General features: G+C 41.5%; 23 protein-coding genes. 7 read left to right on the top strand and 16 right to left on the bottom strand.

Translation table 11 applies throughout. From position 1 onward, the window contains the following. Positions 1–9 precede the first annotated feature (9 nt). Genes ABD894_RS15620 through ABD894_RS15610 form a run of 3 tightly spaced genes read left to right on the top strand, consistent with a single transcriptional unit; the run spans position 10 to position 3023 of the window. On the top strand, positions 10–990 hold the full coding sequence (locus ABD894_RS15620; RefSeq protein WP_345211995.1) for a glycosyltransferase family 2 protein: 981 nt from the start codon (positions 10–12) through the stop codon (positions 988–990). A 6-nt stretch (positions 991–996) separates the two neighbouring features. Next, entirely contained in the window at positions 997–2148 is a 1152-nt protein-coding gene (locus ABD894_RS15615; RefSeq protein WP_345211994.1) for a glycosyltransferase, read from the top strand. Then, positions 2145–3023, top strand: coding sequence for a glycosyltransferase family 2 protein (locus tag ABD894_RS15610; RefSeq protein ID WP_345211993.1), 879 nt, complete (start codon positions 2145–2147; stop codon positions 3021–3023). The genes ABD894_RS15615 and ABD894_RS15610 overlap by 4 nt, the downstream gene beginning before the upstream one ends. Before the next feature lie 6 nt (positions 3024–3029). Here ABD894_RS15610 and ABD894_RS15605 read toward each other — a convergent pair whose 3' ends face one another. Further along, entirely contained in the window at positions 3030–4382 is a 1353-nt protein-coding gene (locus tag ABD894_RS15605) for a sugar transferase (protein WP_345211992.1), read from the bottom strand. A gap of 734 nt (positions 4383–5116) precedes the next feature. Here ABD894_RS15605 and ABD894_RS15600 point away from each other — a divergent pair. After that, positions 5117–5482 (top strand): hypothetical protein, encoded by a 366-nt coding sequence (locus ABD894_RS15600; RefSeq protein ID WP_345211991.1) that lies wholly within the window; start codon positions 5117–5119, stop codon positions 5480–5482. 157 nt (positions 5483–5639) lie between these two features. Here the strand turns inward: ABD894_RS15600 and ABD894_RS15595 are convergent, their stop codons facing one another. From ABD894_RS15595 to ABD894_RS15575, 5 genes are all read right to left on the bottom strand, one after another. Then, the gene (locus tag ABD894_RS15595) at positions 5640–6005 is read right to left on the bottom strand and encodes a response regulator (RefSeq protein ID WP_345211990.1); all 366 of its coding nucleotides are present in this window, start codon (positions 6003–6005) and stop codon (positions 5640–5642) included. Positions 6006–6014: 9 nt separating this feature from the next. After that, on the bottom strand, positions 6015–6455 hold the full coding sequence (locus ABD894_RS15590; RefSeq protein ID WP_345211989.1) for a response regulator: 441 nt from the start codon (positions 6453–6455) through the stop codon (positions 6015–6017). 138 nt (positions 6456–6593) lie between these two features. Further along, on the bottom strand, positions 6594–6797 hold the full coding sequence (locus ABD894_RS15585) for a hypothetical protein (protein WP_345211988.1): 204 nt from the start codon (positions 6795–6797) through the stop codon (positions 6594–6596). Continuing rightward, positions 6798–7382, bottom strand: a complete 585-nt coding sequence (locus ABD894_RS15580; protein ID WP_345211987.1) for a hypothetical protein — start codon at positions 7380–7382, stop codon at positions 6798–6800. Then, entirely contained in the window at positions 7369–7845 is a 477-nt protein-coding gene (locus ABD894_RS15575) for an RNA polymerase sigma factor (protein WP_345211986.1), read from the bottom strand. The genes ABD894_RS15580 and ABD894_RS15575 overlap by 14 nt, the downstream gene beginning before the upstream one ends. Positions 7846–8035: 190 nt before the next feature. Here ABD894_RS15575 and ABD894_RS15570 point away from each other — a divergent pair, with 190 nt between their 5' ends. Next, positions 8036–8554 carry a phospholipase D-like domain-containing protein gene (locus ABD894_RS15570; protein ID WP_345211985.1) on the top strand — a complete coding sequence of 173 codons (519 nt, stop codon included), beginning with the start codon at positions 8036–8038 and terminating at the stop codon, positions 8552–8554. 525 nt (positions 8555–9079) lie between these two features. Here ABD894_RS15570 and ABD894_RS15565 read toward each other — a convergent pair. The 6 genes from ABD894_RS15565 to ABD894_RS15540 form a co-directional block, all read right to left on the bottom strand. After that, a complete protein-coding gene (locus ABD894_RS15565) occupies positions 9080–10222 on the bottom strand; it encodes a tyrosine-type recombinase/integrase (RefSeq protein WP_345211984.1) in 1143 nt (380 codons plus the stop codon). Continuing rightward, positions 10222–10791, bottom strand: coding sequence for a helix-turn-helix domain-containing protein (locus ABD894_RS15560; RefSeq protein ID WP_345211983.1), 570 nt, complete (start codon positions 10789–10791; stop codon positions 10222–10224). The genes ABD894_RS15565 and ABD894_RS15560 overlap by 1 nt, the downstream gene beginning before the upstream one ends. 867 nt (positions 10792–11658) lie before the next feature. After that, complete coding sequence (locus ABD894_RS15555; protein WP_345211982.1) at positions 11659–11988, bottom strand: SDR family oxidoreductase; 330 nt, start codon at positions 11986–11988, stop codon at positions 11659–11661. Positions 11989–11993: 5 nt separating this feature from the next. Next, a complete protein-coding gene (locus tag ABD894_RS15550) occupies positions 11994–12392 on the bottom strand; it encodes a YybH family protein (protein WP_345211981.1) in 399 nt (132 codons plus the stop codon). Positions 12393–12485: 93 nt separating this feature from the next. Further along, positions 12486–13124, bottom strand: coding sequence for a Crp/Fnr family transcriptional regulator (locus ABD894_RS15545; protein WP_345211980.1), 639 nt, complete (start codon positions 13122–13124; stop codon positions 12486–12488). Next, the gene (locus tag ABD894_RS15540) at positions 13111–13689 is read right to left on the bottom strand and encodes a Crp/Fnr family transcriptional regulator (RefSeq protein WP_345211979.1); all 579 of its coding nucleotides are present in this window, start codon (positions 13687–13689) and stop codon (positions 13111–13113) included. Before ABD894_RS15540 ends, ABD894_RS15545 begins: the two co-directional genes overlap by 14 nt. A 170-nt stretch (positions 13690–13859) precedes the next feature. Here ABD894_RS15540 and ABD894_RS15535 point away from each other — a divergent pair, with 170 nt between their 5' ends. Then, the gene (locus ABD894_RS15535; RefSeq protein WP_345211978.1) at positions 13860–14606 is read left to right on the top strand and encodes an SDR family NAD(P)-dependent oxidoreductase; all 747 of its coding nucleotides are present in this window, start codon (positions 13860–13862) and stop codon (positions 14604–14606) included. A 252-nt stretch (positions 14607–14858) separates the two neighbouring features. Here ABD894_RS15535 and ABD894_RS15530 read toward each other — a convergent pair whose 3' ends face one another. From ABD894_RS15530 to ABD894_RS15520, 3 genes are all read right to left on the bottom strand, one after another. Further along, positions 14859–14990 (bottom strand): helix-turn-helix domain-containing protein, encoded by a 132-nt coding sequence (locus ABD894_RS15530; RefSeq protein WP_345211977.1) that lies wholly within the window; start codon positions 14988–14990, stop codon positions 14859–14861. A 550-nt stretch (positions 14991–15540) separates the two neighbouring features. Next, positions 15541–15897 carry a hypothetical protein gene (locus tag ABD894_RS15525; protein ID WP_345211976.1) on the bottom strand — a complete coding sequence of 119 codons (357 nt, stop codon included), beginning with the start codon at positions 15895–15897 and terminating at the stop codon, positions 15541–15543. 254 nt (positions 15898–16151) lie between these two features. Continuing rightward, complete coding sequence (locus ABD894_RS15520; RefSeq protein WP_345211975.1) at positions 16152–16988, bottom strand: FlgO family outer membrane protein; 837 nt, start codon at positions 16986–16988, stop codon at positions 16152–16154. A 69-nt stretch (positions 16989–17057) separates the two neighbouring features. On the opposite strand from ABD894_RS15520, the gene ABD894_RS15515 reads away from it, so the two are divergent. Continuing rightward, complete coding sequence (locus tag ABD894_RS15515) at positions 17058–19628, top strand: mechanosensitive ion channel family protein (RefSeq protein WP_345211974.1); 2571 nt, start codon at positions 17058–17060, stop codon at positions 19626–19628. Between the two features lie 265 nt (positions 19629–19893). Here ABD894_RS15515 and ABD894_RS15510 read toward each other — a convergent pair whose 3' ends face one another. Continuing rightward, the gene (locus ABD894_RS15510; protein WP_345211973.1) at positions 19894–22065 is read right to left on the bottom strand and encodes a glycoside hydrolase family 3 C-terminal domain-containing protein; all 2172 of its coding nucleotides are present in this window, start codon (positions 22063–22065) and stop codon (positions 19894–19896) included. Positions 22066–22156 lie beyond the last annotated feature (91 nt).

Raw genomic sequence — 22156 nt, 5'->3', positions numbered from 1 at the left:
AACATCTAAATGACGAATACACCGACCATAATGATACTCATGGCCACCTATAATGGCGAACATTACATAAAGGAGCAGTTAGATAGTTTGCTGCGACAAACTTATACTAACTGGAAGTTAATGATCAGAGACGATGGTTCAGCCGACAATACGATAGCGATCGCTACCGGTTATACTCACCGGCATACCAATATTTCATTACAAATTAACCACACATCCATAAAAGGCGCCCGTTCCAATTTCGCGGCCTTATATGATATGGCCGCTAAGAGTAATGACACACGATATATCATGTTTTGTGATCAGGACGATATCTGGCTACCTGAAAAAATAGAAAAAACACTTGCCACGATGCAAGAGGCAGAAATACAATACCCCACAGTGCCAATTATGGTGTACGGAAACCTGGAATTAATGACATCGTCCGGCGGTTTTTTAGACGAGCAAATCCGGCTTATGCCCCGGATGGATTTCAACCATACCATCGCTCAAAATTACGCGTTCGGGTGTACCATGATGATCAATAAACCGCTTATCACAGCAATAGATCATATCCCGACGGAAGCACAAAATCACGATTACTGGATAAGCCTTACTGCTACCGCACTTGGCCGGGCCGTTTATATCTCTGAAAAACTGATCAGGTACCGTCAGCATGAACTCAACGTCACCGCACAGGGTGCCGGTTTTAAGAAAAGAATAGTGCGCTTCACTACCGGGTTTAAACGACAATTAACTGCCTTTAGAAGCCAGATCACCATGCTGGAAAAATTCTTGCATATTTTTGACGGTAAACTTACTGATGATAAAAAACTCATGCTTGAAAGCTATCTGAAAGCTTATCGTACAGGCAGATTGGCATTGCTAAGGGTCATGAAAAAACATAAAATATACAAATTAGGGCTAATGCAAAACATCGGCCTGCTGTATACTGTTATGTTGTTTTATAAGAAATTAAATCCCGGTATGGGTGATGAACGAGAATTATAAAACGGTATGCTGAAAATTGTTATTTCGGGTGTAAATTTAGTAGAGGGTGGAATTTTAAGGGTACTAAAAGATGTTCTTCAAGCTTTGCGGCCCTTAAAAACTACTTTAGGTTTGGAAGTGATCGTATTGGTACATAAACGAAACCTGGTCGCTGAATACCTGGACGATTACCAGATCATCGAATATCCGGAGATAAAAACCGCCTGGCGTAAACGTATAAAATTTGAGTACATCACTTCAAACCAGTTATCCAAACAACTGAAGCCCGATCTTTGGATTGCATTGCACGACATGACGCCCACAGTTACCTGCCCTATGCAGGTTGTATACTGCCATAACGCTTCCCCTTTTTATAAAACCGATCTTTCCAAATTCTTTTACGATACTACATTTTCACTATTTACGCTTTTTTACAAATATTTATACCGTATCAATATCAAAAAAAACGCGTTCGTAATTGTACAGCAGGAATGGCTGCGGCAAAAGTTCAGAGAGTTATATGGTGTAAATGCAATTGTGGCCTCGCCTGTTTCAAAAGGAGGGATAATAGCGGAAAATAAAAATCTGTTAGCTGCCTTACCAGTAAATTTTGATCGTCCCGTGTTCTTTTATCCTACGTTTCCGCGGGTTTTTAAAAACATCGAGGCGCTTTGCAGGGCAGCTGAAATGTTACAACAAACCATATCCGACTTTGAACTGGTAATCACCATGGATGGGCAGGAAAATGCCTATGCACGTAAGGTTGTTGATCGATTCAGGCATATCTCCCAAATACGATTCATTGGCTTACAAAGCAGAAAGACTGTAGAGGCGCTATACTATGAAGCAGACAGTCTTGTTTTTCCATCAAAACTGGAAACCTGGGGTTTGCCCGTTTCAGAGTTTATGCAGTATAATAAACCAATATTGATCGCTGATCTGCCTTATGCCCACGAAACTATCGGCAGTTACCAAAAAGCGAAATTCTTTGCCCCCGATGACGAACAGCAACTCGCCGAATACATGGCAGCAATCATCAATAAAACATTAGTTTTTGATATTAACCAACCTGTAACCCCGGCCTGGCCCTATTTCACCTGCTGGGATGACCTGCTTCAGTTTTTGCTGACCGAAGCTAATGCTAAGAAAAATAATACACCGCCCCTCTCCGCACTATGAATAAGCCCGGCACTTCACATCTTAAAGTAGCTTTATTTATACCCACCTACAATGCAGGCTCCGATTTGGAAAAGCTGTTAGCAAGCGTCGAGTCACAATCTGAAAAACCCGATCTGCTCGCCATCATTGACTCGGATTCCACTGACGATACCGTGGCTACAGCTGAACGGCATGATGTCAAAGTAACGAGTATTGAAAAAAAAGATTTCACGCATGGATATGCGAGGCATAAACTTATAGACTTATACCCGGGCTACGATATTTATATTTATCTGACCCAGGATGCCATTTTAGCGTCTTCAGACAGTTTAAAAAACGTAATAGCGGTATTTAGTGATCAAAAGATTGGCGTGGCCTACGGCCGCCAGTTACCAAAATCAAATGCCACATTACTGGAGCGCCATAACCGGGACTTCAATTATCCTGATAAGTCGTACATCAGGTCGAAAACCGACATAAATGAATATGGCTTTAAAACGATATTTTGTTCCAACTCGTTCGCTGCTTATCGTTATACAGCCTACAAAGAAGTGGGCGGCTTTCCTGTTGAAGCAAAATTCGGGGAAGACACGCTGATTACCGCAAAGATGATTAGCAAAGGCTGGAAAATTGCCTATGTAGCCGAGGCTCCGGTATATCATTCTCACAACTATAGTAACAAACAGGAATATGAAAGGTATATAGAAATAGGCAAATTTCATCGCCAAAATCCGCAACTTTACCGTGAGTTTGGTAAGCCTGCCAAAGAGGGAGTCAGGTTTATATTATCACAATTTACGTATCTTATTAAACGAAATCCACTCCGGCTGTTTGAGATGGCGGCTAAAACGATCAGTAAATGGCGGGGCTACAAAAAAGGGTATAAAGGCAATTAAGTAATATTATTTGCCTTTACCCTGAACCATTATTTTTACAGTCCGCAAAATAATGGTCACATCATAATGGATATTCACCTTTTCAAGGTAGTTGATATCATAGTTTACACGCTCGCACATTTGCTCTATATTCTCGGCGTAACCATAATACACTTGCCCTATCGAGGTTATTCCGGGCTTTAAACAAAGCAATTGTGCATAATGGGGTTTATGTTCAATAATCTGGTTAATGTAATGTTGCCGCTCCGGTCTTGGTCCTACTACCGACATGTCACCTTTCAGCACATTCCAAAACTGTGGCAATTCGTCTAACCGGCTTTTACGCAGGAAACGCCCCCAGCCGGTAATTCGCGGATCATTATCTTTTGACAATTGCGGCCCGTATTTTTCAGCATCTATATACATACTCCGGAATTTATAGATTATAAACGGTTTGCCATTTTTACCAATACGTTCTTGCTTATAAAATACTGGACCTCTTGAAGTAAGTTTAGTTAGGCATAAAAGCGCAACGAAAAACGGAGCGCCGGCGATCATAATGCAAGTGGAAAAAAAAACATCAAAGCCTCTCTTGAGTACTCTCTTATCCAAACTGAGATAAGTGCCAGCCACCAAATCGTCTACAGGAATATCACCATAATTTATAACAGCAGAGAAGCTATCATTATTGATTGCCAGGGCGGGCACTATATTAATCTTAATGTGATATATTTCACCAAACTGCATCAATTGCTCACACAGATGCTGATCAAGTTTGGCAAGGCAAATAAATATTTCTTCGGGCCGTTGATCTAAAATAGTTTTCTTAAGGTTGTCAAAAGAGCCCCGCTTAACCTGGCTTGCAGCGATAAAGTCAACCAGGTCATACCTGTTATCTTTACTTGATGCTACGATATCTACAAAACGTATAGCAATATCTTCATTCCCAATGATCAATATTTTATTGAGACTCTTAACTCTGTTACGCTGCAACTTTACAGCAACATAGATGATCAATCTGCTTACGAGGACAAGTACAAAAAATAAAAAGTAACCTGCAATCATCTCTAAACGGGAAATATTTACCAGCTTAAAAAAATAAATAATGCTGCCTATAATAATTATATGATAGGTTACAGCCTTTACAAAGCGTTTTAAACTTTCATCTATTTTTGAAATTAAACGCGGTTTTAAGTTATGAGCCTGAATAGTGCTGAACAACCATGCTACATTAATCGTAATCAGGAGAAAGAGAGGAATATTACTATCGTAGTAATAGTAGTGAATAATATCATGTGATTTTAAAAAGGAAAAATTGAGCAAAAACAAATCACACACAAACAACATCACATACAGATACTTAGAGTAGCGAATTGGCATATTGTTAAATATTTTTAATAAAATTATATATGTATTATTTATTACTACACACATATAACAATTAAAACATTTACAATGTTTTAAAAGAAATTTTTTATCACAATATGAAACAATACAATAAAGACATGGCACGATACAATGTCCAAAATAATACCGTCAGAAATCCGAGACAACCACACCTTGGTATGATGGGAAACGATAAATATTAATCCTATAAATCGAGCATTATAAATATAAAAGTGGTATTACTTTAACTTTGGTGATTATTCATCAAATCAAAAAAAATTATCAGGCTTGATGACTTCCGAATTCGGAATGATACTTCAGGCTCATCAACCGTTGTATCGTTTCCAACAGATGACAAGATCAAAAGGTTTGTTAACAATCCCGTCGCAGCCAAAATCCAGTAGGTTAACATCAGGATGTAGATATGCTGAAAAAATAATTACGGGCACATTATAAAGCATTGGGTGTGCTTTAAGAGCGGCACAGGTCACCTCTACTACCGTATTCCAGCCGATAATCCATCAGGATCAAGTCCGGATGATACTGTTCTGCGATAGCCAAAAATCCGTCACTTTTTATTATCGCGTGCGATGATTTAAGGAGAATGTCTTTTTGATGATAAACAAATATAGTCAAGAACAAAACAAACAAATCGCGGTTAAAACATTGATTTTGTTATGAGATTTTTTTCTTCGAGTGTATTTCCGGTAGTTGTTTCGATAGTAATAATGGCGATAGGCTACACTATTTCAATCGCTTTTTCTCATCTCCTTTTTGTGAGTTTTGATATATGGGGCGTTGCTATTACAGCACCTTTAATTTACGGAGGCTGCTACTATCTGACGCGCTTTGCAATTTATATTGTACCAATAAAAATATTTAAGGTTGAGTCATTGGCTCCGGGACTTACAATACTCACCTGCCTGATCTTCTTTGCGGTATTTAACTTATTGATATACGACGAAATGAATAGTTATGATTTCCCTAACTGGCATTTCATCATGATTATCGTAGTGCTGATGTATGGTGGATTGCTGCAGTTTACAAAATCTCATCTTATGATTGATAGCTTTGAAAAACAGCATAGTAAATGATTTTAATAAATCTAAAAAAAGAGATGCCCCTTACCACGAGAGCACCTCCTTAACTTATTGTGTGGTTGGGAACCACAATCCTTATTAACCGTTTATATTAACTCCTGTAAATAAATTTTGTTTGAAGATAAATCTCAGTTCATCATTTAAAGGGTAATTAATTTAAGAAACTGGTGATCACGCTTACGAGGTAGTCTATATTGAACGGCTTTTTAATAAAAGCATCATAATTAAAGTTTCCTATCGCTATCGCCTGCTTATTATATGCTGACATCAGCACAACAGGAATATTTGCAGTTTCTTGATGGCTCTTGATCATTTTGCAAATTTGCCCCCCGGTAAGTCCTGGTAGCATGTAGTCGGTCAGTATCAGATCAGGCTGATGGAGCCTGGTCAGTTCAAAAATATCATTGGTGCCATTCGTTCCGGCAACTTCAAAATTTGCAATATCAAGAATTGCTGAAATAGTGTCGAGAATATCATTGTCATCTTCAATGATCAGAATTTTTTTTCGTAAAGACATATTAGAAACCTATAACAAGCTAAGACCGCCGATAAAGTCACCAGGTTTGAAGATAGTTTTCAAATTATCTAAATTAATGGGCTTATTAAAAAAATTGTCTACTAACGGGTTTGAGCGTGATCTTACAATGTCTTCACTGAAAACGGATGATGATAATATATTGATCTGAATCTTCTTAAACCGGTTAAGTCCAAGTCGTTTGAACTCCTTCAGAAAGTCCCAACCATTCATTCCCGGCATATTAAGATCTAAAAAAATGTAGTCAGGTAAACTTTCCGGAGTCTTTATACCAATTTCCAGAAGCTGATCAATGGCATTTCGCCCGTCATTAATAGCATTTACATTAATATCATCGTCGACTCTTTTAATTAACATTTTAAATATAATGTTGTCGAGCGGCTCATCATCTATAACAAAAACGCTGGCAGGTTTATTAACAATTGTAACCATTGCAAGTTAAACGTGTATTGTAGCAGGTTGTTGTGATTAAATTTCTTTTCTATAAATTAACCGTGATTATAGCTTACATGGTAACCAGCAAAATTTGTTTGATTAGCCTTAAACGGCTTCAATAAAGGACATTTCCTATTATGACGTTGTGCAGAACAGTTTCTTTTTTCGCCGGATCCGGCTAAGGGCAAGCACCTCCAGCATAAGACCCATACCAGTCAGGAAGCCTTTCACACTATCGGGAAAAGGGTAATACCGGGCCAGGATGGGTGTCAGACTGGTCAGCAACAGACCGCTTACAAGGAGCAGCAGAACCGGTTTGATAAAAAGTGTTGATTTCATTTATGTTAATTGTTTGGATATGTTTTCAATTTTTTGCCGCAGAGCGTCAAGTTTCCGGGCATCCCGGCGGAAAGCGCGTGGGCGTACGATAAACCAGAGCACACAGATGTAGGCAAATGCGAAGCAATAAGTACCTGCCAGCCATTCGGGATACGGCGCAACGGTTTCGTACAGGTATAGGAACCAGCCTATAGATGCCAGTGCGACGATCCAAACCATGGTCTTCTGGTAATAGCGTACCTGGTTCCGTCGGGTCTGCTCGATAAAGGCAAGAAACTCGGCATTACTGTAGTCGTTGAGCCGGTAGAAGCGTTTGAGCGAACGGAGGTTAGTGATAGCCAATAAGATTCCGGACAGCGTCATCAACGCGCCGCCAATATAGGTGCCGGGCAACTGAAAATGTACCAGGCATAACACTGCGGTGATCAGTAGGGAAAAGAGTACAGCCAGGCCGATGACCAACCATTTTTTTTGTAGTTTTTGGTTGCGGAACTTGCGTACCAGGCGCAGCATGGCCTGTGAATCAGGCAGGGCGCTGGTGTCAGCCGTTTGCCAGAGGGTGCGGAGTTGGTCAAATTCGTTCATACATCTTTAATTGTTTAGCCAATTTTTCTTTGATCCGGTGGATCTTCACCCGTATGTTGCCCTGGCTCAGTCCGACCACCGCCGCGATCTCAGCCTGCGGCAGGCCTTCCAGTTCCAGCGAAATGATGATCCGATCAGTTTCATTGAGCGTAGCGATAGCCCGGTAGAGCCAGCTCAGCTTTTCTTCGGGTGATTCCTCCGGCACATCGGCCAGGTGCAGGGGCATTTCCGCGGGCGGCATTCGTCGTACTATCTCCAGCGCCCGCAGGCAATGGTTGGTCGCTATCCGGAATATCCAGGTCCCCAGCTGCGCTTCCTGCCGGAAACCGGCCAGATTTTTCCAAACCGAAATAAAGGTTTCCTGCATCAGGTCTTTGGCCTGCTCCGCATCATTCGTATAGCCCAGGCAGACCCGGTAGATCTGGGGCGAATATTGCTGGTAGATGTCTTCAAAGTCGGTCATGAACAGGGTAAAAGTGGATCAATTTGCGGGATTAGATACAGCCTCCGGTAAAATGTTACACTTATTACAACGAATATCCCAGTGATGATTAAGCGCTATTAAATAATGGGTACGTCATTTGCTTCTTATCCACTGCCCACATCGCCAAAAGTCTTAAGGACGCTAATGGAACAGGAAGACGAAAATTTCAATGCCTGCCTTTGTCAAAAAAGAGAATAAGTTTTATCATCCCAAAGTTTATATCCTGCGTAACCACCGCGGCTTAACCGTTTATACAGGTTCGGGTAACTGCACCCTAGGCGGTATTGAAAAAAACGTCGAGGTCAGCCTGAAAACCGATGACCAAGTTATCTGTGATGAACTCTTAAAATGGTTCAATGTACAAATGAAACAAGGCAAGGCGATCACCGAGGCCTTTATCCTAGCTTATGAACCAGTATTCGAACGCCATAAGGCCAGGGCAAACCAGGACCAAAAAGAAATGGAACTATTGTTATCACCTAATTCTGCCGACCTCAACAAGATCGACTTTACCGGGCAGTTCTTTGAAAAAGCACACTATGACGCATTCAGCGGCGCGAAGCCCTACAGCTATGAACCTGAAATTGATAAAGAACGAGAGGCGGTCAGATCAAACCTGTTCCAGCTCAACAGCCTGCTATATCCTAAAATCAAGGCGAAGAAATATCGTTTCCACCATCCTAAGTAATTTCGGTGCACTTTATTCCGATTACCGAACGATTTTACACCAGCTTAAACTATAATGAACAAGAAACAATCAGCCTACAAAGTCACTAGTTTGCTGATTAAGAATTAAGCTGATCCTTTTTGAAGATTAACGGCTTATCGGCTTATGGTGTTCGTACCAATAAATATCAACAGGCGTTGGGCTTGTTTTGACATCATCTTCGGCTTAATGCCATAAACGTGCTAGTTAAGTCCTCTATTACCAAAAAGAACTGGGTAGCCTGTTATCTAATACAGACGCTTGTTTAAATCATGTTTTCCATATTCATCCAGCGAGAAAACCGAATAATCTGCATCATTTTGGTCTCGGAACCGGTGAATTCAAAAAAGTTAAAAAAACTGTAAATCAATTACTGCATAGTTACTCCAGTCCCAAAAATACTAATTTGCGCGTCCTTGGCTCAAATTATGTGCCCCAAAAACCATTCAGTAAAAATTTAAACGGGGTAATATGAAAAAGGCCGGAATAACCGGCCTTTTGTAGATATTAAGCCGAATTAGTCACATTAAGCTTGTCTATATTAACTTTGATTCTTTTAACTGTTTGATTTTTTTTACTGTCCACCACCTTGGCATAAACCTGCGTTGTTTTAATATGCTTATGCCCTAGCATTTTAGAAACAGTATACAGATCTGTTCCAAACTCGAGTTGTAATGTTGCATAAGTATGCCTGAAACAATGGAACGTAATATTCTTTTTGATGCCAGCTTTTGCTAGCCACCTTATTAAGAAAACTCTGATTGAGGAATAAGTCAATTTTTTGAAAACTGACTCGTTAAGCTTTCCTTTGTTTCCCATTATTTTAACAGCGTCGTCAGCAATAGGCATGTATTCAGCAACCAACGTTTTTTGTTGGCGATATTGTAAATAGTATTTACCAGGCTGGCCTCGTAGCTCAGACCATTTTAAAGCTTTAACATCTGAAAACCTAAGACCTGTTAAAGCAGATAATATTGCTGCGCGTTTAATTACATCAGGTTCCATTGGCGTCCATATTAGTGTTTGGAGTTCCGTCAATTCCAAACGTTCGCGATGTGTTTCGTTTGCTTTTATAGGCTTGACTAACGAATAGAAATCTTCCGCCAGCAATCCCTTGCTAAACGCTTCTTTTAAAGCGGATCTAAATTTCGCAAAATAACTAACGGCCGTATTTCTCGAAATTGGCTTTTCTCTAAAGCTGATTCCAGGACTATTCAAAAGATAGGATCTAAAACCCTCACATATTGAGTCATTCAAATCACAAGTTTTCAGATTATTGCTGGTTATAAAATCTTCAAAATACCGAAAAGCCATGGCCATGTTATCAGAATCGGTTTTCTGGCGCTTCGCAGTATATTTTTTAAAGTAATTGATAAAATTACCTCCCCTATTAGATTCAGATAAAAATCCAAACCTGTTACTCTGAACGTCAAGATGTCGTTTGAGTCTAACCCATTCAGCTAACTTGATTGTTTCTTTATTATGCTTACGCTCAATATTACTTTTAGGTTCATCATAAATAAACAGCTTCAAATATTCATATCGCTGAAGCTTATTTTTTATTGAATTGAATAAAGGTGGTGAATAGTCCAGATAAAGTGACTGGCGATTTTTTGATAGCGATTTCCTTCTTATAGTTACATTTGCCATCAGATTTGATTAAGTAAAATTGACTCAATATGTTTCTTGGCAACATAGGTGAATCGGCCTACCTGAAACTTATCAATGTTGTTTCTTTTGATCAAATTATATATTGCTGCGTCTGAGATTTTAAACCTCTCGTGTATCTCGCCCATATTATAACAGTCATTGATCGCGGGCATTTTGGATACCTTCTTTTTGGGAAGAGGTGCCATAAGCGTTCTTGATTGAAATAACTGCTCGATGTCACCTTTTAGAATGATTGTCCGGCGAATAGAAAGATTATAGGCGACGAGTTTACCTGTATTTATTAAATGATAAATAAAACTACGCGATACCCCAAGCAATACTGCAGCTTTTTGAGTATCTAAAAACTCTACATTTTTAAGGGGTTGCATTGCTTGAGCGGACAAAATAATAGGCTGTCGGTTTTCCGCTTCAATCTTTTCATTTCTCTGTTTTGCTGCATTAAACCGCTTATTACACAGCTTGCCGCAAAATCGGGTGACAGTGGTTTTGGCATTGAATATTTGTTTACAATGCACACATTTTCTTTGGATCGTGAAATTTGAACTCATGTATTTTAAATTTCCACAATCTAATTATCCACATTAACACCGGCCCCAAAAAATCATGGCAAACATATCCGTCGTTGTATCTCCCTAAAATTGTAGTGTTTTGTAATATTTAGTGTCATTTAGTGCTATTTAGTTATCGATAGTTACAACGATTTACATGACACTGAAAAATGAGGAACAAAAGGCACTTTGGGAACCAAAAAAGCAACGAAATTACTTTCTAATAGTAACAAAAAGCAAAAATATACCGATTGGTTTTATTTATAACCGCCTGATAATATGATATTTAAGAAATGAAAATGGAGATTTTTACTTTCTGTTTTTATTTTATAATTAATTGATAATCAATTAGTTATGTCGACTACTTGCCGATACAGAAAGTATTGTAAAACTGATTATCAATGACTTATAAATCTTGAGTTACAAATCAGTTACAAAACAAATAAAAAACACCCAACTATTTGATTATCAATAACTTATAACTTTTTAATTTTTACTATTTATAATAGCGTTTGTTATGCCTTAAAGATAATAATATTGATCCGATTTTCGGCTTTTGGTTACCGTTTAGACAGCATTTTTTTCCACGATCTAGGGTTCAAGCATTGAGATTGATTCATGAACTTACGGCACGTAAGTACCTGAGCCGCGGCGCATCATGCTTTAATAGAAGCGTTGTTTTTACATTCGATGACTGGCTATTTTACGAATTTTTAAAACAATAAAGGGAGAAGAATATTTTTTTCGTTTCTCGCAGGATGATTTTGATACTGTATCATAATTCACCTTTTTTCGTACACAACTCCTTCAATTCGTTTACACCTAAATGTGCAAGACATTCGGCCTCTCCTGTATGATCATGCGGTTTTACCGGCATGTCTGCGAAAGGTAGAGTTTCATCGAGGACTTGATGGCGCTGATATAATTATCGGTGACCTGGTGAATATAGGTTTTCCAGTTGGGGGCATCTAGTTTTGGGGGTATCATGGTATATACCCCATCTGCACCGGCAAAGGCCTGCGTAAGAAAATCAGGATCTTCGATGGAGCCAATGGCCGCACCGGCACCCGATTGAGTTATTTCTTCAACTTTTTTAGGATCGCTGCTGATTACGAGCACTTCATGTCCTGCTTCGATTAATAGCCTTGCAAGTGGCTTGCTGATATTTCCGGTTGACCCGGTTACGACGAATTTCATAGGAATTAGATTTTATGGTTAGTGTTAAAAATATAGTTGACAATTTTCCATGCCTGATCTTCTTGTTGAAGGACAAACAGTTCTTTGTTTTCCAGTAACATTTTCTGCTGATTGGCTTTAACGATAGTAGTAACCTTAGAACCGGTGCGTACCACGGCCAGATCACCGCTTAACTGGAGGTCCTCAAATTCGTATTTGACGGTGATGTCAAATGCCTCAAAAAGATTTTTATACAAGGCTTGCAATTGCGCCGAACCCTGCACCAATGGCGCGTTGTTGGGCATAACAGTCCCGTTACCGGTAAACGATGAGGTGATCAACGAGATATTTTTGCTGTTAAAGGCTTCTTCAAAATCGTAGATCAACTGTTCGATCGGGACGCGTGGTGAATTTTGTTCCATCATTTATGTTGTTTTTTATAGTACAAAGGAACAGCAGGACGCAGGAGCCCACCAATAACCGCGGTTAAGAAATAATCTTAATCCAGATTAAGAAATTTACTTTTTAACCAGGTTTTTTCGCAGCTTGCTCAAGAACTCCGGGGTAATGCCCAGATAAGAAGCAATTTGAATGCCGGATAGACGATTGCTTAATGCGGGATATTGTGCCTGGAAGCCGAGGTATCGTTCCTCCGTCGTGGAGCCGATGTTCTGCAGCACTCTGGTTTGGAGTTCGACAAATTTATCTTCGATGACAACGCGCAATATGCGGTCGATCTTAGGGTAGTGATGATATAACTGGATGAGGTCGGGTTTAGTGACCTGTAGGATCACGGAGGGTTCCAGCGCTTCTAAATACAGCTGGCTTTCATAATCGCGGTGAAAGCTGCCGATGTCAGCTATCCAGTCATTCTCGGCGGCAAACTGCAGATTATGTTCCACCCCATCCACGCTGACACCGTACAGGCGGAAACAGCCGGAAACTACGAAAGTATAATGCTTGCAAAGATCACCGGGCTGCAGGATAAACTGCCTTCTTTTAATCGTTTTCTGTGTAAACTTTTCACCGATCGCTTCCTTTTCACTGCGCTTTAAAGGAATGTAAGCGCCAAAAAAAGCGACCAACTGTTCACGCGAGCGCGATGGATCCGGATGAGGGGCTTTTGATTGGGCATCATTAACGTTATTTTTGAACATACTGGCTTCTCACGCGGCTCAAGGTTTCCCTGGAAACGCCGAGGTATGATGCGATCATATGCAGAGGGACCCGGTAGAAAATATCCGGGAACCGCTTAATGAAATTCTGGTATTTTTCCTCTGCGGTGTAACTGATCGCGCCGATCACCCGGTGTTGAATAGCATCGTAGCTTCTGGCCAAAAGGCTGTCAATAAAGTTCTTGAATTGAGGTATCGTGGACAGCAGTTGTATGAAGTCCGGCTTATCGATCAAAATCACCTCAGCATTCTCTAGGGCATCGATGTAACAATTGGAACGGGTGCTATTATTATAGCTTTCCCGGTCACTGATCCACCAGTTCTCCACCGCAAAGCGCAACATGTGTTCCACGCCGTCTTCACTCACCGTGTACATGCGCAGGCAGCCATTGGTAACAAAGCAGTTGTAATGGCAGACATCGCCCGCCTGCAAAAGGTATTGCCTTTTTCGCAGCTTTTTCTCTATGCTAACAGCACGCACCGCAGCAATCTGTTCGGAATCCAAACCTGCTTTTTCCTTTAAATATTTTTCAAATGCCTCAAACATCGTTAAGCCTGTCGAACAAAGCTATCCAAATTTACCCGCTTCGCAATTTTGAACCCTAAAAATGGTAAATACGTGACTAACGTGACTTTTGTCACGGGTATTTTGCGTCAAATCTCCTCGTCCTACAAGAATCCGCCGCCCTAATTTTGTCTCAATAAAAATATAAAACTATGAGACTAAAAAATAAAATAGCCGTGATCAGCGGCGGCACCAGCGGCATTGGATTAGCCATTGCCAAAAGCTTCGTTGCAGAGGGTGCAGATATATTCATTTTCGGAAGAAGGCAAAAGGCTTTGGATGAAGCCGTCAAAATAATCGGCGGCAGCGTGACCGCCATCCAGGCGGATGCCTCCAAACTCGCTGACCTTGACCATGTCCGCGATATCGTTCGTAACGCAAAAGGAAGAGTAGACATCGTTGTTTCCAACGCAGGATTTACCGAGCAGGTGCCACTAACCGAAATCACCGAAGATCATTATGACCGTACCTTTGATTTGATGGCCAAGGGGCCGCTGTTCCTTACGCAAAAAATGCTGCCCTTAATGGAAAGCGGCGGTTCGGTCATCCTGTTTTCATCTGCCATGCATTACATGGGGCTGGCCAACCACTCCACGTATGCCGGTGCCAAAGCGGCCCTGCGTTCTTTTGTCCGCACTTGGGCGGCGGAGTTTAAAGACAACGGCATCCGCGCTAATCTTTTAAGCCCGGGGCCTTTTCCGACGGCGATCATGGAAGGTCAGGCAGATACCCCTGAGGCTCTTGCCGCGTTGCATACACATTATGCGAATTATGTGCCTATGCTGCGTTTGGGACGGGTAGAGGAAGCGGCTGCGGCCGCCATATTCCTGGCCTCGGACGAAAGTTCCTTCATGACCGGATCGGATCTAGTGGTCGACGGCGGGATCAGTAATATTTAAAGATTTCTTCAGAGAGCGGGGCGATGACGACCCTGCTCTTTTATTTTTGCGTTACCACGGAACAATACTCCAAAATAAAGTCTATTATTTTATGGTAAAGCCCATTAAACCAGTTATTTTAGCCGCGCGTTGGGCGTCTTTTCATACAACTGTTGCCGCGCCGGATACGGGATGGTTTTTAATTATAAGAGAGACACACAGGTGAAAAGCCATTAACAATTGCCGGCCAAATCAGACTGTTCAGCTTATCAATCAGGCAAAGTAAGCCCTAAACTGCACTGGAGAAAGCTTCGTTTTTGTTTTGAAAAGACGGCTGAAGGATTGCGGGTGCTCAAAACCTAACTTGAAGGCAACTTCACCGATAGTCAGATTGGAAGCAGACAAGACAATAGTTCTTTTGACCTTTCGATCAGTTTTTGATGAATATCCTGCTGCGCGTTCAAGCCGGTGAGCGAACGCAACATATCGCTCAGATAATTAGGGTATAATTTAATTTATCAGCGAGGAACTGTAACGAGGGTAAACCATAATTGACAGGTTTTTCTTCGCTGTAATAGGTATCCAGAAGCCCTCCAATTGCTGAAGCAGATCTCTGCTGGCCGCCTGCCTAGTAAGGAACTTCCTTTTGTAAAATCGTTTGGCATAGCTCATAGCTTAACAGTAGTTCAATCTGTGCAATAACCATTTCATGGCTGAAATCATCTATGCGGCAACTTATTTGCTTTATCATCAACGGACATGCCCTATAAACAATATATAACAAGTTATTGCTGTAAGAAACCTACAAGCTACTTGTAACTTAAACTGTAAAATAGATAAATAACACAGTACCCACACCCCAAAACCTTATTTAAAATTTTTATTATAAATTATACGATATTAAGGTGACAAATAGAAAAAGACGCTGGACACTAGGGTGCAACAATTTTTATCGTTACCGATGACTCCTAGCCTTATTACCGATTGTCCATACATTATCTAAGGAGTGAATATCAGTATCATAAGGGTCTCCAAGTATAATCTTAACAATTTTAAAATTTGCTTTGAATTTTAAATCGTACCTGTTGTTTTTTTGCCATACGGTAATGTTTCTCGATACAGTTTGCATATTCCCGTTCGCATAATAAATATTCAAATGGACAGGAACAGGTGCACCGCCAATATTAGATACGTTCACTACACAATTTTGACCAGTTACTATGACTTTGCTTATCGCCAGATCAGGAATGGCTTTATCAAAATACCATTTCTGCCAGTACCAGTTCAGATTCATCCCGGCACCATGGTTCATACAATTAAGAAATCATAGGGAGTAGGATGCCGGCCTGCCCAGGCGCGGATATAGTAACGGGTTGCTTCATTGAGAATTTATTAAAATCACAGCAGTAGTCAGGGACCGCCTGGTGAGGTGTCAAAGTGCCATATATTTTCAGCGATCACAATATACCCGGTACCGCCCCAACTACAACATCTAAAGGTAAAAAGGGCAGCATAAAAAGGCCGGTATTGCTAAGCAAGGAGAATCAGATGGCGCTATAAAAGACCTTACTTCCGATACAACGGACATTTCTTTAACAAATATTCCAGCGGGCTGCTATAAGAACCGTCGGTATTGGTCCAGAAAGCTTTATGGCTTTGTTCAAATATGCTGGCATTGTTATCCATATAAATATGCAAACTAACAGCCACCTGGTAACGTTGCTCGGCAGAACTGTAACTTGAGCTGTAACCGGAAACACCTTTAACATCTTTATCCTTATCTCTTTTTACAGTAGAATTACCACTTCCGCTGGAGTAACTGGTTTGCGCCGCTTTACTCTGAGTTACCGTTCCGTCAATAATATATTCGGCTCCTAAAATATCACCCAGCTCTTTCATGGTGAATCCGGCAAGTTTCTCCCTGGTTGCGCCGGCTTTGATCAGCAGGGCATTAGCGGTACGCGGATCAACAATGGTGTAACCGGCTGAATGTTGCGATAAATAGGCATAAGTATCCTGCTGTGCCTTAAGGCCTATCTCATCCGCGCCTGATTGATTATCCATAAGGTAGGTAAAAGGCAGTATCGCTATTTTATTATGGTGATCGGCAGGGCTTGCTGTCATTGCCACAGCATCGCCCTGCCTGGTTTGCGCCGGTGATGCGGGCTGGTCAAATGTTTCTATTCGCCCGCTCGCGTGGGTGATCTTTTGAATGTCAGATTTCTTGATGGTGTACTCCAGTGTTTCACCGGGATAAATGAAGGTGATCTCGCTGTCACTAATTTTGGTGACCTTTCCTTTGAGCTCTTCGCCGTTAACTTTCAAAACAACGTCCTGTTTGGCCTGTGCAAATGCCGACACATACAATAAAATAGCTGCAAATAATGCAAAAACGTTTTTCATGGATGATTGGGTTTGGGATTATCAAATATAACTTTTTTCATACAAAAGACAGGTATACGTGTAAAATGAATGCTATATTCGTTCAGGCTACTGATTGATATACAGGCAAAACCGGCAATTGAACCTGCTACCTGGCAATGCCGTATAAAAGTAGCTACCAGCCTGCAGAACTATATGAATTTTACCTTACACGTACGTTTGATTTGTATTTTATGCCTGCTTTGCGGCACAACTGCGATTGCGCAACAGGTGGATTCAGCCAGACCGGCCGTACCCGATACCTCGCATGGCGGCACCATCGTCAGGATGCAGGCACTCGCCAAAAAAATGGCGAAAGAGAGCACAGATGATTTTGCGACTGATAAAGCAGCAGCCGTGCAAACCCGCCTCTTTGCTGAAATGCAGAAGACCATGCAAAAGGCCGGCGCTTATCTCAAACATGGTATCGATACCAGCGATGCCATTAGGCAACTTGCCGCCATAGACAGGAATTTTATTATTGCCAGCGATGGCGTATTGGTAAATAAAGGCAGCGCGCAAACCTTCCGGAACCTCACCGCAAGCTCAAAGATCATTACAGAGTTGCTCAGCAAGTCAAATGTATTAAAAAACAAATTCGCGGCATACCACGCAGACCTAACCACTTTTCGTTATCAGTTGGACTCACTTGCAGACGATCCGCAGTTATTCAAATTGCCCAATGACTCGGCAAGCATCGTCAAATACTTTAAACACATTGTTGTGGTTGCCCACCAGCTTAGGCCGGTAGACAGATCCCTGCGGCTGGCAAGCGACAACGTGCAGAATATCGTTGATAGCATCAGCATGAATAACCTGAAGCTGCAAACTGCACTGGAAGAAATAGCTGTTTATCAAAAACAAATGGCCGTTCATACCTTCGCCCGTGATTTTGATGATATTTGGGGCCCGCGCGGCTCATACCGTCCTTTTGATGAAATATTGGCACAGGCAAAAGCAAAAGGCGGCCTTACGCTGTTATTTTATGTGCAAAACAATGCCGGCTTATTAACATTACTGGTACTGCTCATTATCGCATCATTTGTTTACATCAGGTCGCTCAAGATCATCTACATACAAAACCAGCTGCTAACTGATGACTTCGAAGGGCAGCTGGTGCTCCGTTACCCCCTATTCTCTGCACTGCTGATCATCATCAGCCTAATGCAGTTCGCATTTTGGTCGCCGCCGTTTATATTAAGCGTTATTTTTTGGACTATTTGCTGTATCAGCCTCATCATCTTGTTCAAAAAATTCATTACGCGTTACTGGATGAATGTTTGGGTGATCATGGTGATGTTATTTCTGATAGCCACAACAGATAACCTGATCTTACAGGCATCGCGTATAGAAAGATGGCTTATGATGGCGATCGCAATAGCCGGTATAATAACAGGCACGGTTGTGGTATGGAAGGGCAAACGTAACGAACTGAGGGAGAAATGGATTGTGATCTCTATTGGCTTAATGACATTTACAGAACTGGCAGCGTTTACTGCTAACCTGTTCGGCAGGTATAATTTGTCGAAATCGCTGATGATCGCCGGTTACCTTAATGTGGTGGTTGCCATACTTTTCCTGTGGGTGGTTCGGTTGATCAACGAAGGCTTATTCCTGGCATTTAACGTTTACACCCGGCAGGACAAAAGATTGTTCTATATCAATTTTGATAAGGTTGGTAAAAAGATTCATCCGGTATTTTACATATTGCTTGTTGTGGGCTGGGGTGTATTGATAGGCCGCAATTTTGCAGGATTTGAATACCTGGCCAAACCACTGAGTGAATTTTTTAACATTGACCGCACCATTGGCGATTACACCTTCAGTATTAACAAATTGCTGCTGTTCATCTCCATCATGATCGCTTCCGTGATCATTTCAAAAATCGTATCCTTCTTCGCTTCTGACAATCATTTATCTGCCGACAAAGACAAAGATGGCGGCAAGGCCGGACTGGGCAGCTGGGTTTTACTGATCCGTATCACTATTCTTACCCTTGGCCTTTTCTTAGCTATTGCCGCGGCGGGGATACCGCTCGACCGCATCACCATTGTACTGGGCGCATTAGGTGTCGGTATCGGATTTGGCTTGCAAACGCTGGTGAACAATCTGGTTAGCGGGCTGATCATCGCTTTTGAAAAACCGGTTAACGTAGGCGACATCGTAGATGTTGACGGACAAGGCGGCACCATGAAATCCATTGGTTTCCGCAGCAGCGTAATTGCTACATGGGACGGCGCCGACCTGGTAATGCCAAATGGCGACCTGCTCAATTCGCATCTGGTCAACTGGTCATTGGCAGGTAATCGCAAACGGGTGAGCATAACCATTGGCATCGCCTACCATTCCGATCTTAATAAAGCCAGGGAACTCCTTACAGAGATATTGGGCAACGACGACCGGATCATGAAAATTCCCGCCCCCTTTGTTCAGTATGAACAATTCGGCAGCAGCGCTATTGATGTGAAAATATTTTTTTGGGCAAGGCAACTGAAAGATGCAGGCGCTATAAAAAGCGACCTTATTGTATCGATAAATGTCCTATTCAACGCCAATGGTATAGCTATACCGTTCCCGCAACAGGATATTTATTTGCATAACCCCGGTGAAACTGATCAATAATTATTTAGCATAACTTTATGATAAACAACGCGATACTTATAAATAACAAAATCCGTCGCACATAAAACTACCAATTACCTCCTGTTCATCAGCTTCACAATTATATCATGCCCCGCCAGCGCTAAAAAGGGCAACAATCATTTACAGCTTGCTGCGCAACTGGCCGTACCTACGGGGACCGTAAAGATTACAACAAAATGCATATTTTCGCAATATCGATCATGCGGAGCAACGGTATTCCCATTGACAACATACGTTAAATATTCTATATAACGGAAATAGTTATTGCCTGCCTAATTCCCTTCGAAGATGTGGCTGCCTGAATATTGTATTTACCTGGTTCAATAGCCCATTTCATAGATTTCACATCAAAATAAGCTAAATCTTTAATCGCAACGCGCAATTTAACCACAGTAGTTTTGCCTGCCCCTATCCAAACTTTTTTAAACGCTTTTAATTCTTTTTGGGCACGCTCAATGGCTGAAACAGGTTTGCTTACATATAACTGTACAACCTCTTTTCCTGAATATTTACCTGTATTTTTTATAGTAACAGTAACGGTTATAGTTTCTGCAGGGTTATATCGTTGTTTATTGGTATGGATGGCTTTGTAATCGTAACTGGTATATGAAAGGCCAAACCCGAAAGGGTAAAGGGGCTCAATTTTTTTTGTGTCATACCATCGATACCCTACCAATATACCTTCTTTATAATTTACGGTTAAATTTTCTCCCGGATATGCCATGCTTCCTGCCGAATGAGCCGGAGATTTGTCTAACGATTCCGGAAAAGTGAAAGGCAGTTTACCCGAAGGATTAACTATGCCTACCAAAACATCGGCCAGCGCATTCCCATTTTCGGCGCCATTATACCACGACCATACGATGGTGTGATTATTTTTTTTGATCGCGCCGATGTCATAAGGTGCACCGCCTATAACCACAACAATGGTTTTAGGGTTAGCAGCCGTAACGGCGTTAACTAAAGCCTGTTCACCAAATGGTAACGACAAGTCTTTTCTGTCGCGGCTTTCACTTTCATAATCGCGGTTGCCGCCAACAAACAGCAGGGCGATATCGCTTTTCTTAGCCTGGGCCACTGCTTCATCAATCATTACCTGATCGGCCGGATGCGTATCTGTATTAACATTGATGCCACCTTCCGGATCATAATCACCGGAATACCCCTGTGCGAAATTAATGGCTACCTGATTACCGAGCCTGTTTTTTAAGCCTGCAAGTGCAGTTACTTCGTAACGCGCTTTTACACCGGCACCAAATCCCCCCAAATGAAAGTTGCGTATGGCGTTGTCGCCAATTACAGCTATACTTTTAATAGCCGGCATATTAAGCGGCAGCATATTTTTTTTATTTTTTAGCAAAACGATGGACTCTACAGCTATATCGTACGCGGTTTTGCTATGTCCGGGTGTATTTATTTTCCCTGCAGGTTTATTGTTGCTCAATGATGTTTTATACATTACCCATAAAATGCGGCGCACTTTATCATCAATAACTTTGATGCTTACCTGGCCGGCCTTAACCGAATCGAGCAGCTTGTTTGCAAAATAATATTCATCATATTTTTCGCCCGAACCCATTTCAACATCTAAACCGTTGTTCGCAGAGGCAACAGTGCTGTGCGTACCTCCCCAATCGCTCATTACCAAACCTTTAAAACCCCACTCCTGCTTTAATATTTTGTTTAACAGATAATCGTTCTCAGCGCAATACTCACCTCTTATTTTATTATAGGCCGACATGATCGTCCATGCGTTACCCTCAGTTATGGCGGCTTTAAAGGCAGGGAGATAAATCTCCCTTAATGTGCGTTCATCAATTTCAACGTTTACACGCCCGCGTTCAACCTCCTGGTTATTTACCGCATAATGCTTAACACACGCAGCCACATGCTGGCTTTGAATACCTTTTACCGCACTTACGGCCAGCCGCGCATTTAAAAACGGGTCTTCCGAATAGTATTCGTAAGTGCGTCCATTAAGCGGTGTACGGGTTATGTTAAATGCCGGCGACAACAAGACCTGCTTGCCGCGGATCAGCGCTTCCTCACCAATATCATGACCGTAGCGATATAAAAGATCGGGGTTCCATGTGGCAGCCATTGCCGATCCGTTAGGAAAAAAAGTGGCCGAATCAGTAGCTAAATTTGCCGATCCCCAACCCGGTTTTACCTCTTCGCGCACACCCAGCGGCCCATCGTCGCTCACTAAGTCAGGAATGCCCAAACGTTTAACACCGGCGGATGAGAACAATCCATTGGCGTGAACCATCGCGATTTTTTCTTCCAATGTCAGCTTTTTAATAATAGCCGCTATCTTAACGTCTACAGTGTTGGTTGCTTTCTTTTGTGCTGTTGCATTTAAACAGGCGGCAAACACTAACACGAAGGTTATATATCGTAGTTTTTTATGTTTCATAGTAAGAAGTACAGGTGTTAATTTACAAGATGCTTTATATTGAAAACAAGCAATTGATATATAATTCGGATATTATTAATTCAACCAAACC

The sequence above is a fragment of the Mucilaginibacter gynuensis genome, from assembly GCF_039541195.1.
GTDB lineage: Bacteria > Bacteroidota > Bacteroidia > Sphingobacteriales > Sphingobacteriaceae > Mucilaginibacter > Mucilaginibacter gynuensis.
The sequence above is the reverse complement of the archived record's forward strand: the minus strand, read 5'-3'. Positions and strand labels throughout refer to the sequence as shown.

Bases quoted from the DNA above. Each gene is read 5' to 3' on its own strand.
- ABD894_RS15620 (WP_345211995.1), top strand. From the start codon at position 10: ATGACGAATACACCGACCATAATGATACTCATGGCCACCTATAATGGC.
- ABD894_RS15615 (WP_345211994.1), top strand. From the start codon at position 997: ATGCTGAAAATTGTTATTTCGGGTGTAAATTTAGTAGAGGGTGGAATT.
- ABD894_RS15610 (WP_345211993.1), top strand. From the start codon at position 2,145: ATGAATAAGCCCGGCACTTCACATCTTAAAGTAGCTTTATTTATACCC.
- ABD894_RS15605 (WP_345211992.1), bottom strand. From the start codon at position 4,382: ATGCCAATTCGCTACTCTAAGTATCTGTATGTGATGTTGTTTGTGTGT.
- ABD894_RS15600 (WP_345211991.1), top strand. From the start codon at position 5,117: ATGGCGATAGGCTACACTATTTCAATCGCTTTTTCTCATCTCCTTTTT.
- ABD894_RS15595 (WP_345211990.1), bottom strand. From the start codon at position 6,005: ATGTCTTTACGAAAAAAAATTCTGATCATTGAAGATGACAATGATATT.
- ABD894_RS15590 (WP_345211989.1), bottom strand. From the start codon at position 6,455: ATGGTTACAATTGTTAATAAACCTGCCAGCGTTTTTGTTATAGATGAT.
- ABD894_RS15585 (WP_345211988.1), bottom strand. From the start codon at position 6,797: ATGAAATCAACACTTTTTATCAAACCGGTTCTGCTGCTCCTTGTAAGC.
- ABD894_RS15580 (WP_345211987.1), bottom strand. From the start codon at position 7,382: ATGAACGAATTTGACCAACTCCGCACCCTCTGGCAAACGGCTGACACC.
- ABD894_RS15575 (WP_345211986.1), bottom strand. From the start codon at position 7,845: ATGACCGACTTTGAAGACATCTACCAGCAATATTCGCCCCAGATCTAC.
- ABD894_RS15570 (WP_345211985.1), top strand. From the start codon at position 8,036: ATGCCTGCCTTTGTCAAAAAAGAGAATAAGTTTTATCATCCCAAAGTT.
- ABD894_RS15565 (WP_345211984.1), bottom strand. From the start codon at position 10,222: ATGGCAAATGTAACTATAAGAAGGAAATCGCTATCAAAAAATCGCCAG.
- ABD894_RS15560 (WP_345211983.1), bottom strand. From the start codon at position 10,791: ATGAGTTCAAATTTCACGATCCAAAGAAAATGTGTGCATTGTAAACAA.
- ABD894_RS15555 (WP_345211982.1), bottom strand. From the start codon at position 11,988: ATGAAATTCGTCGTAACCGGGTCAACCGGAAATATCAGCAAGCCACTT.
- ABD894_RS15550 (WP_345211981.1), bottom strand. From the start codon at position 12,392: ATGATGGAACAAAATTCACCACGCGTCCCGATCGAACAGTTGATCTAC.
- ABD894_RS15545 (WP_345211980.1), bottom strand. From the start codon at position 13,124: ATGTTCAAAAATAACGTTAATGATGCCCAATCAAAAGCCCCTCATCCG.
- ABD894_RS15540 (WP_345211979.1), bottom strand. From the start codon at position 13,689: ATGTTTGAGGCATTTGAAAAATATTTAAAGGAAAAAGCAGGTTTGGAT.
- ABD894_RS15535 (WP_345211978.1), top strand. From the start codon at position 13,860: ATGAGACTAAAAAATAAAATAGCCGTGATCAGCGGCGGCACCAGCGGC.
- ABD894_RS15525 (WP_345211976.1), bottom strand. From the start codon at position 15,897: ATGAACCATGGTGCCGGGATGAATCTGAACTGGTACTGGCAGAAATGG.
- ABD894_RS15520 (WP_345211975.1), bottom strand. From the start codon at position 16,988: ATGAAAAACGTTTTTGCATTATTTGCAGCTATTTTATTGTATGTGTCG.
- ABD894_RS15515 (WP_345211974.1), top strand. From the start codon at position 17,058: ATGCTATATTCGTTCAGGCTACTGATTGATATACAGGCAAAACCGGCA.
- ABD894_RS15510 (WP_345211973.1), bottom strand. From the start codon at position 22,065: ATGAAACATAAAAAACTACGATATATAACCTTCGTGTTAGTGTTTGCC.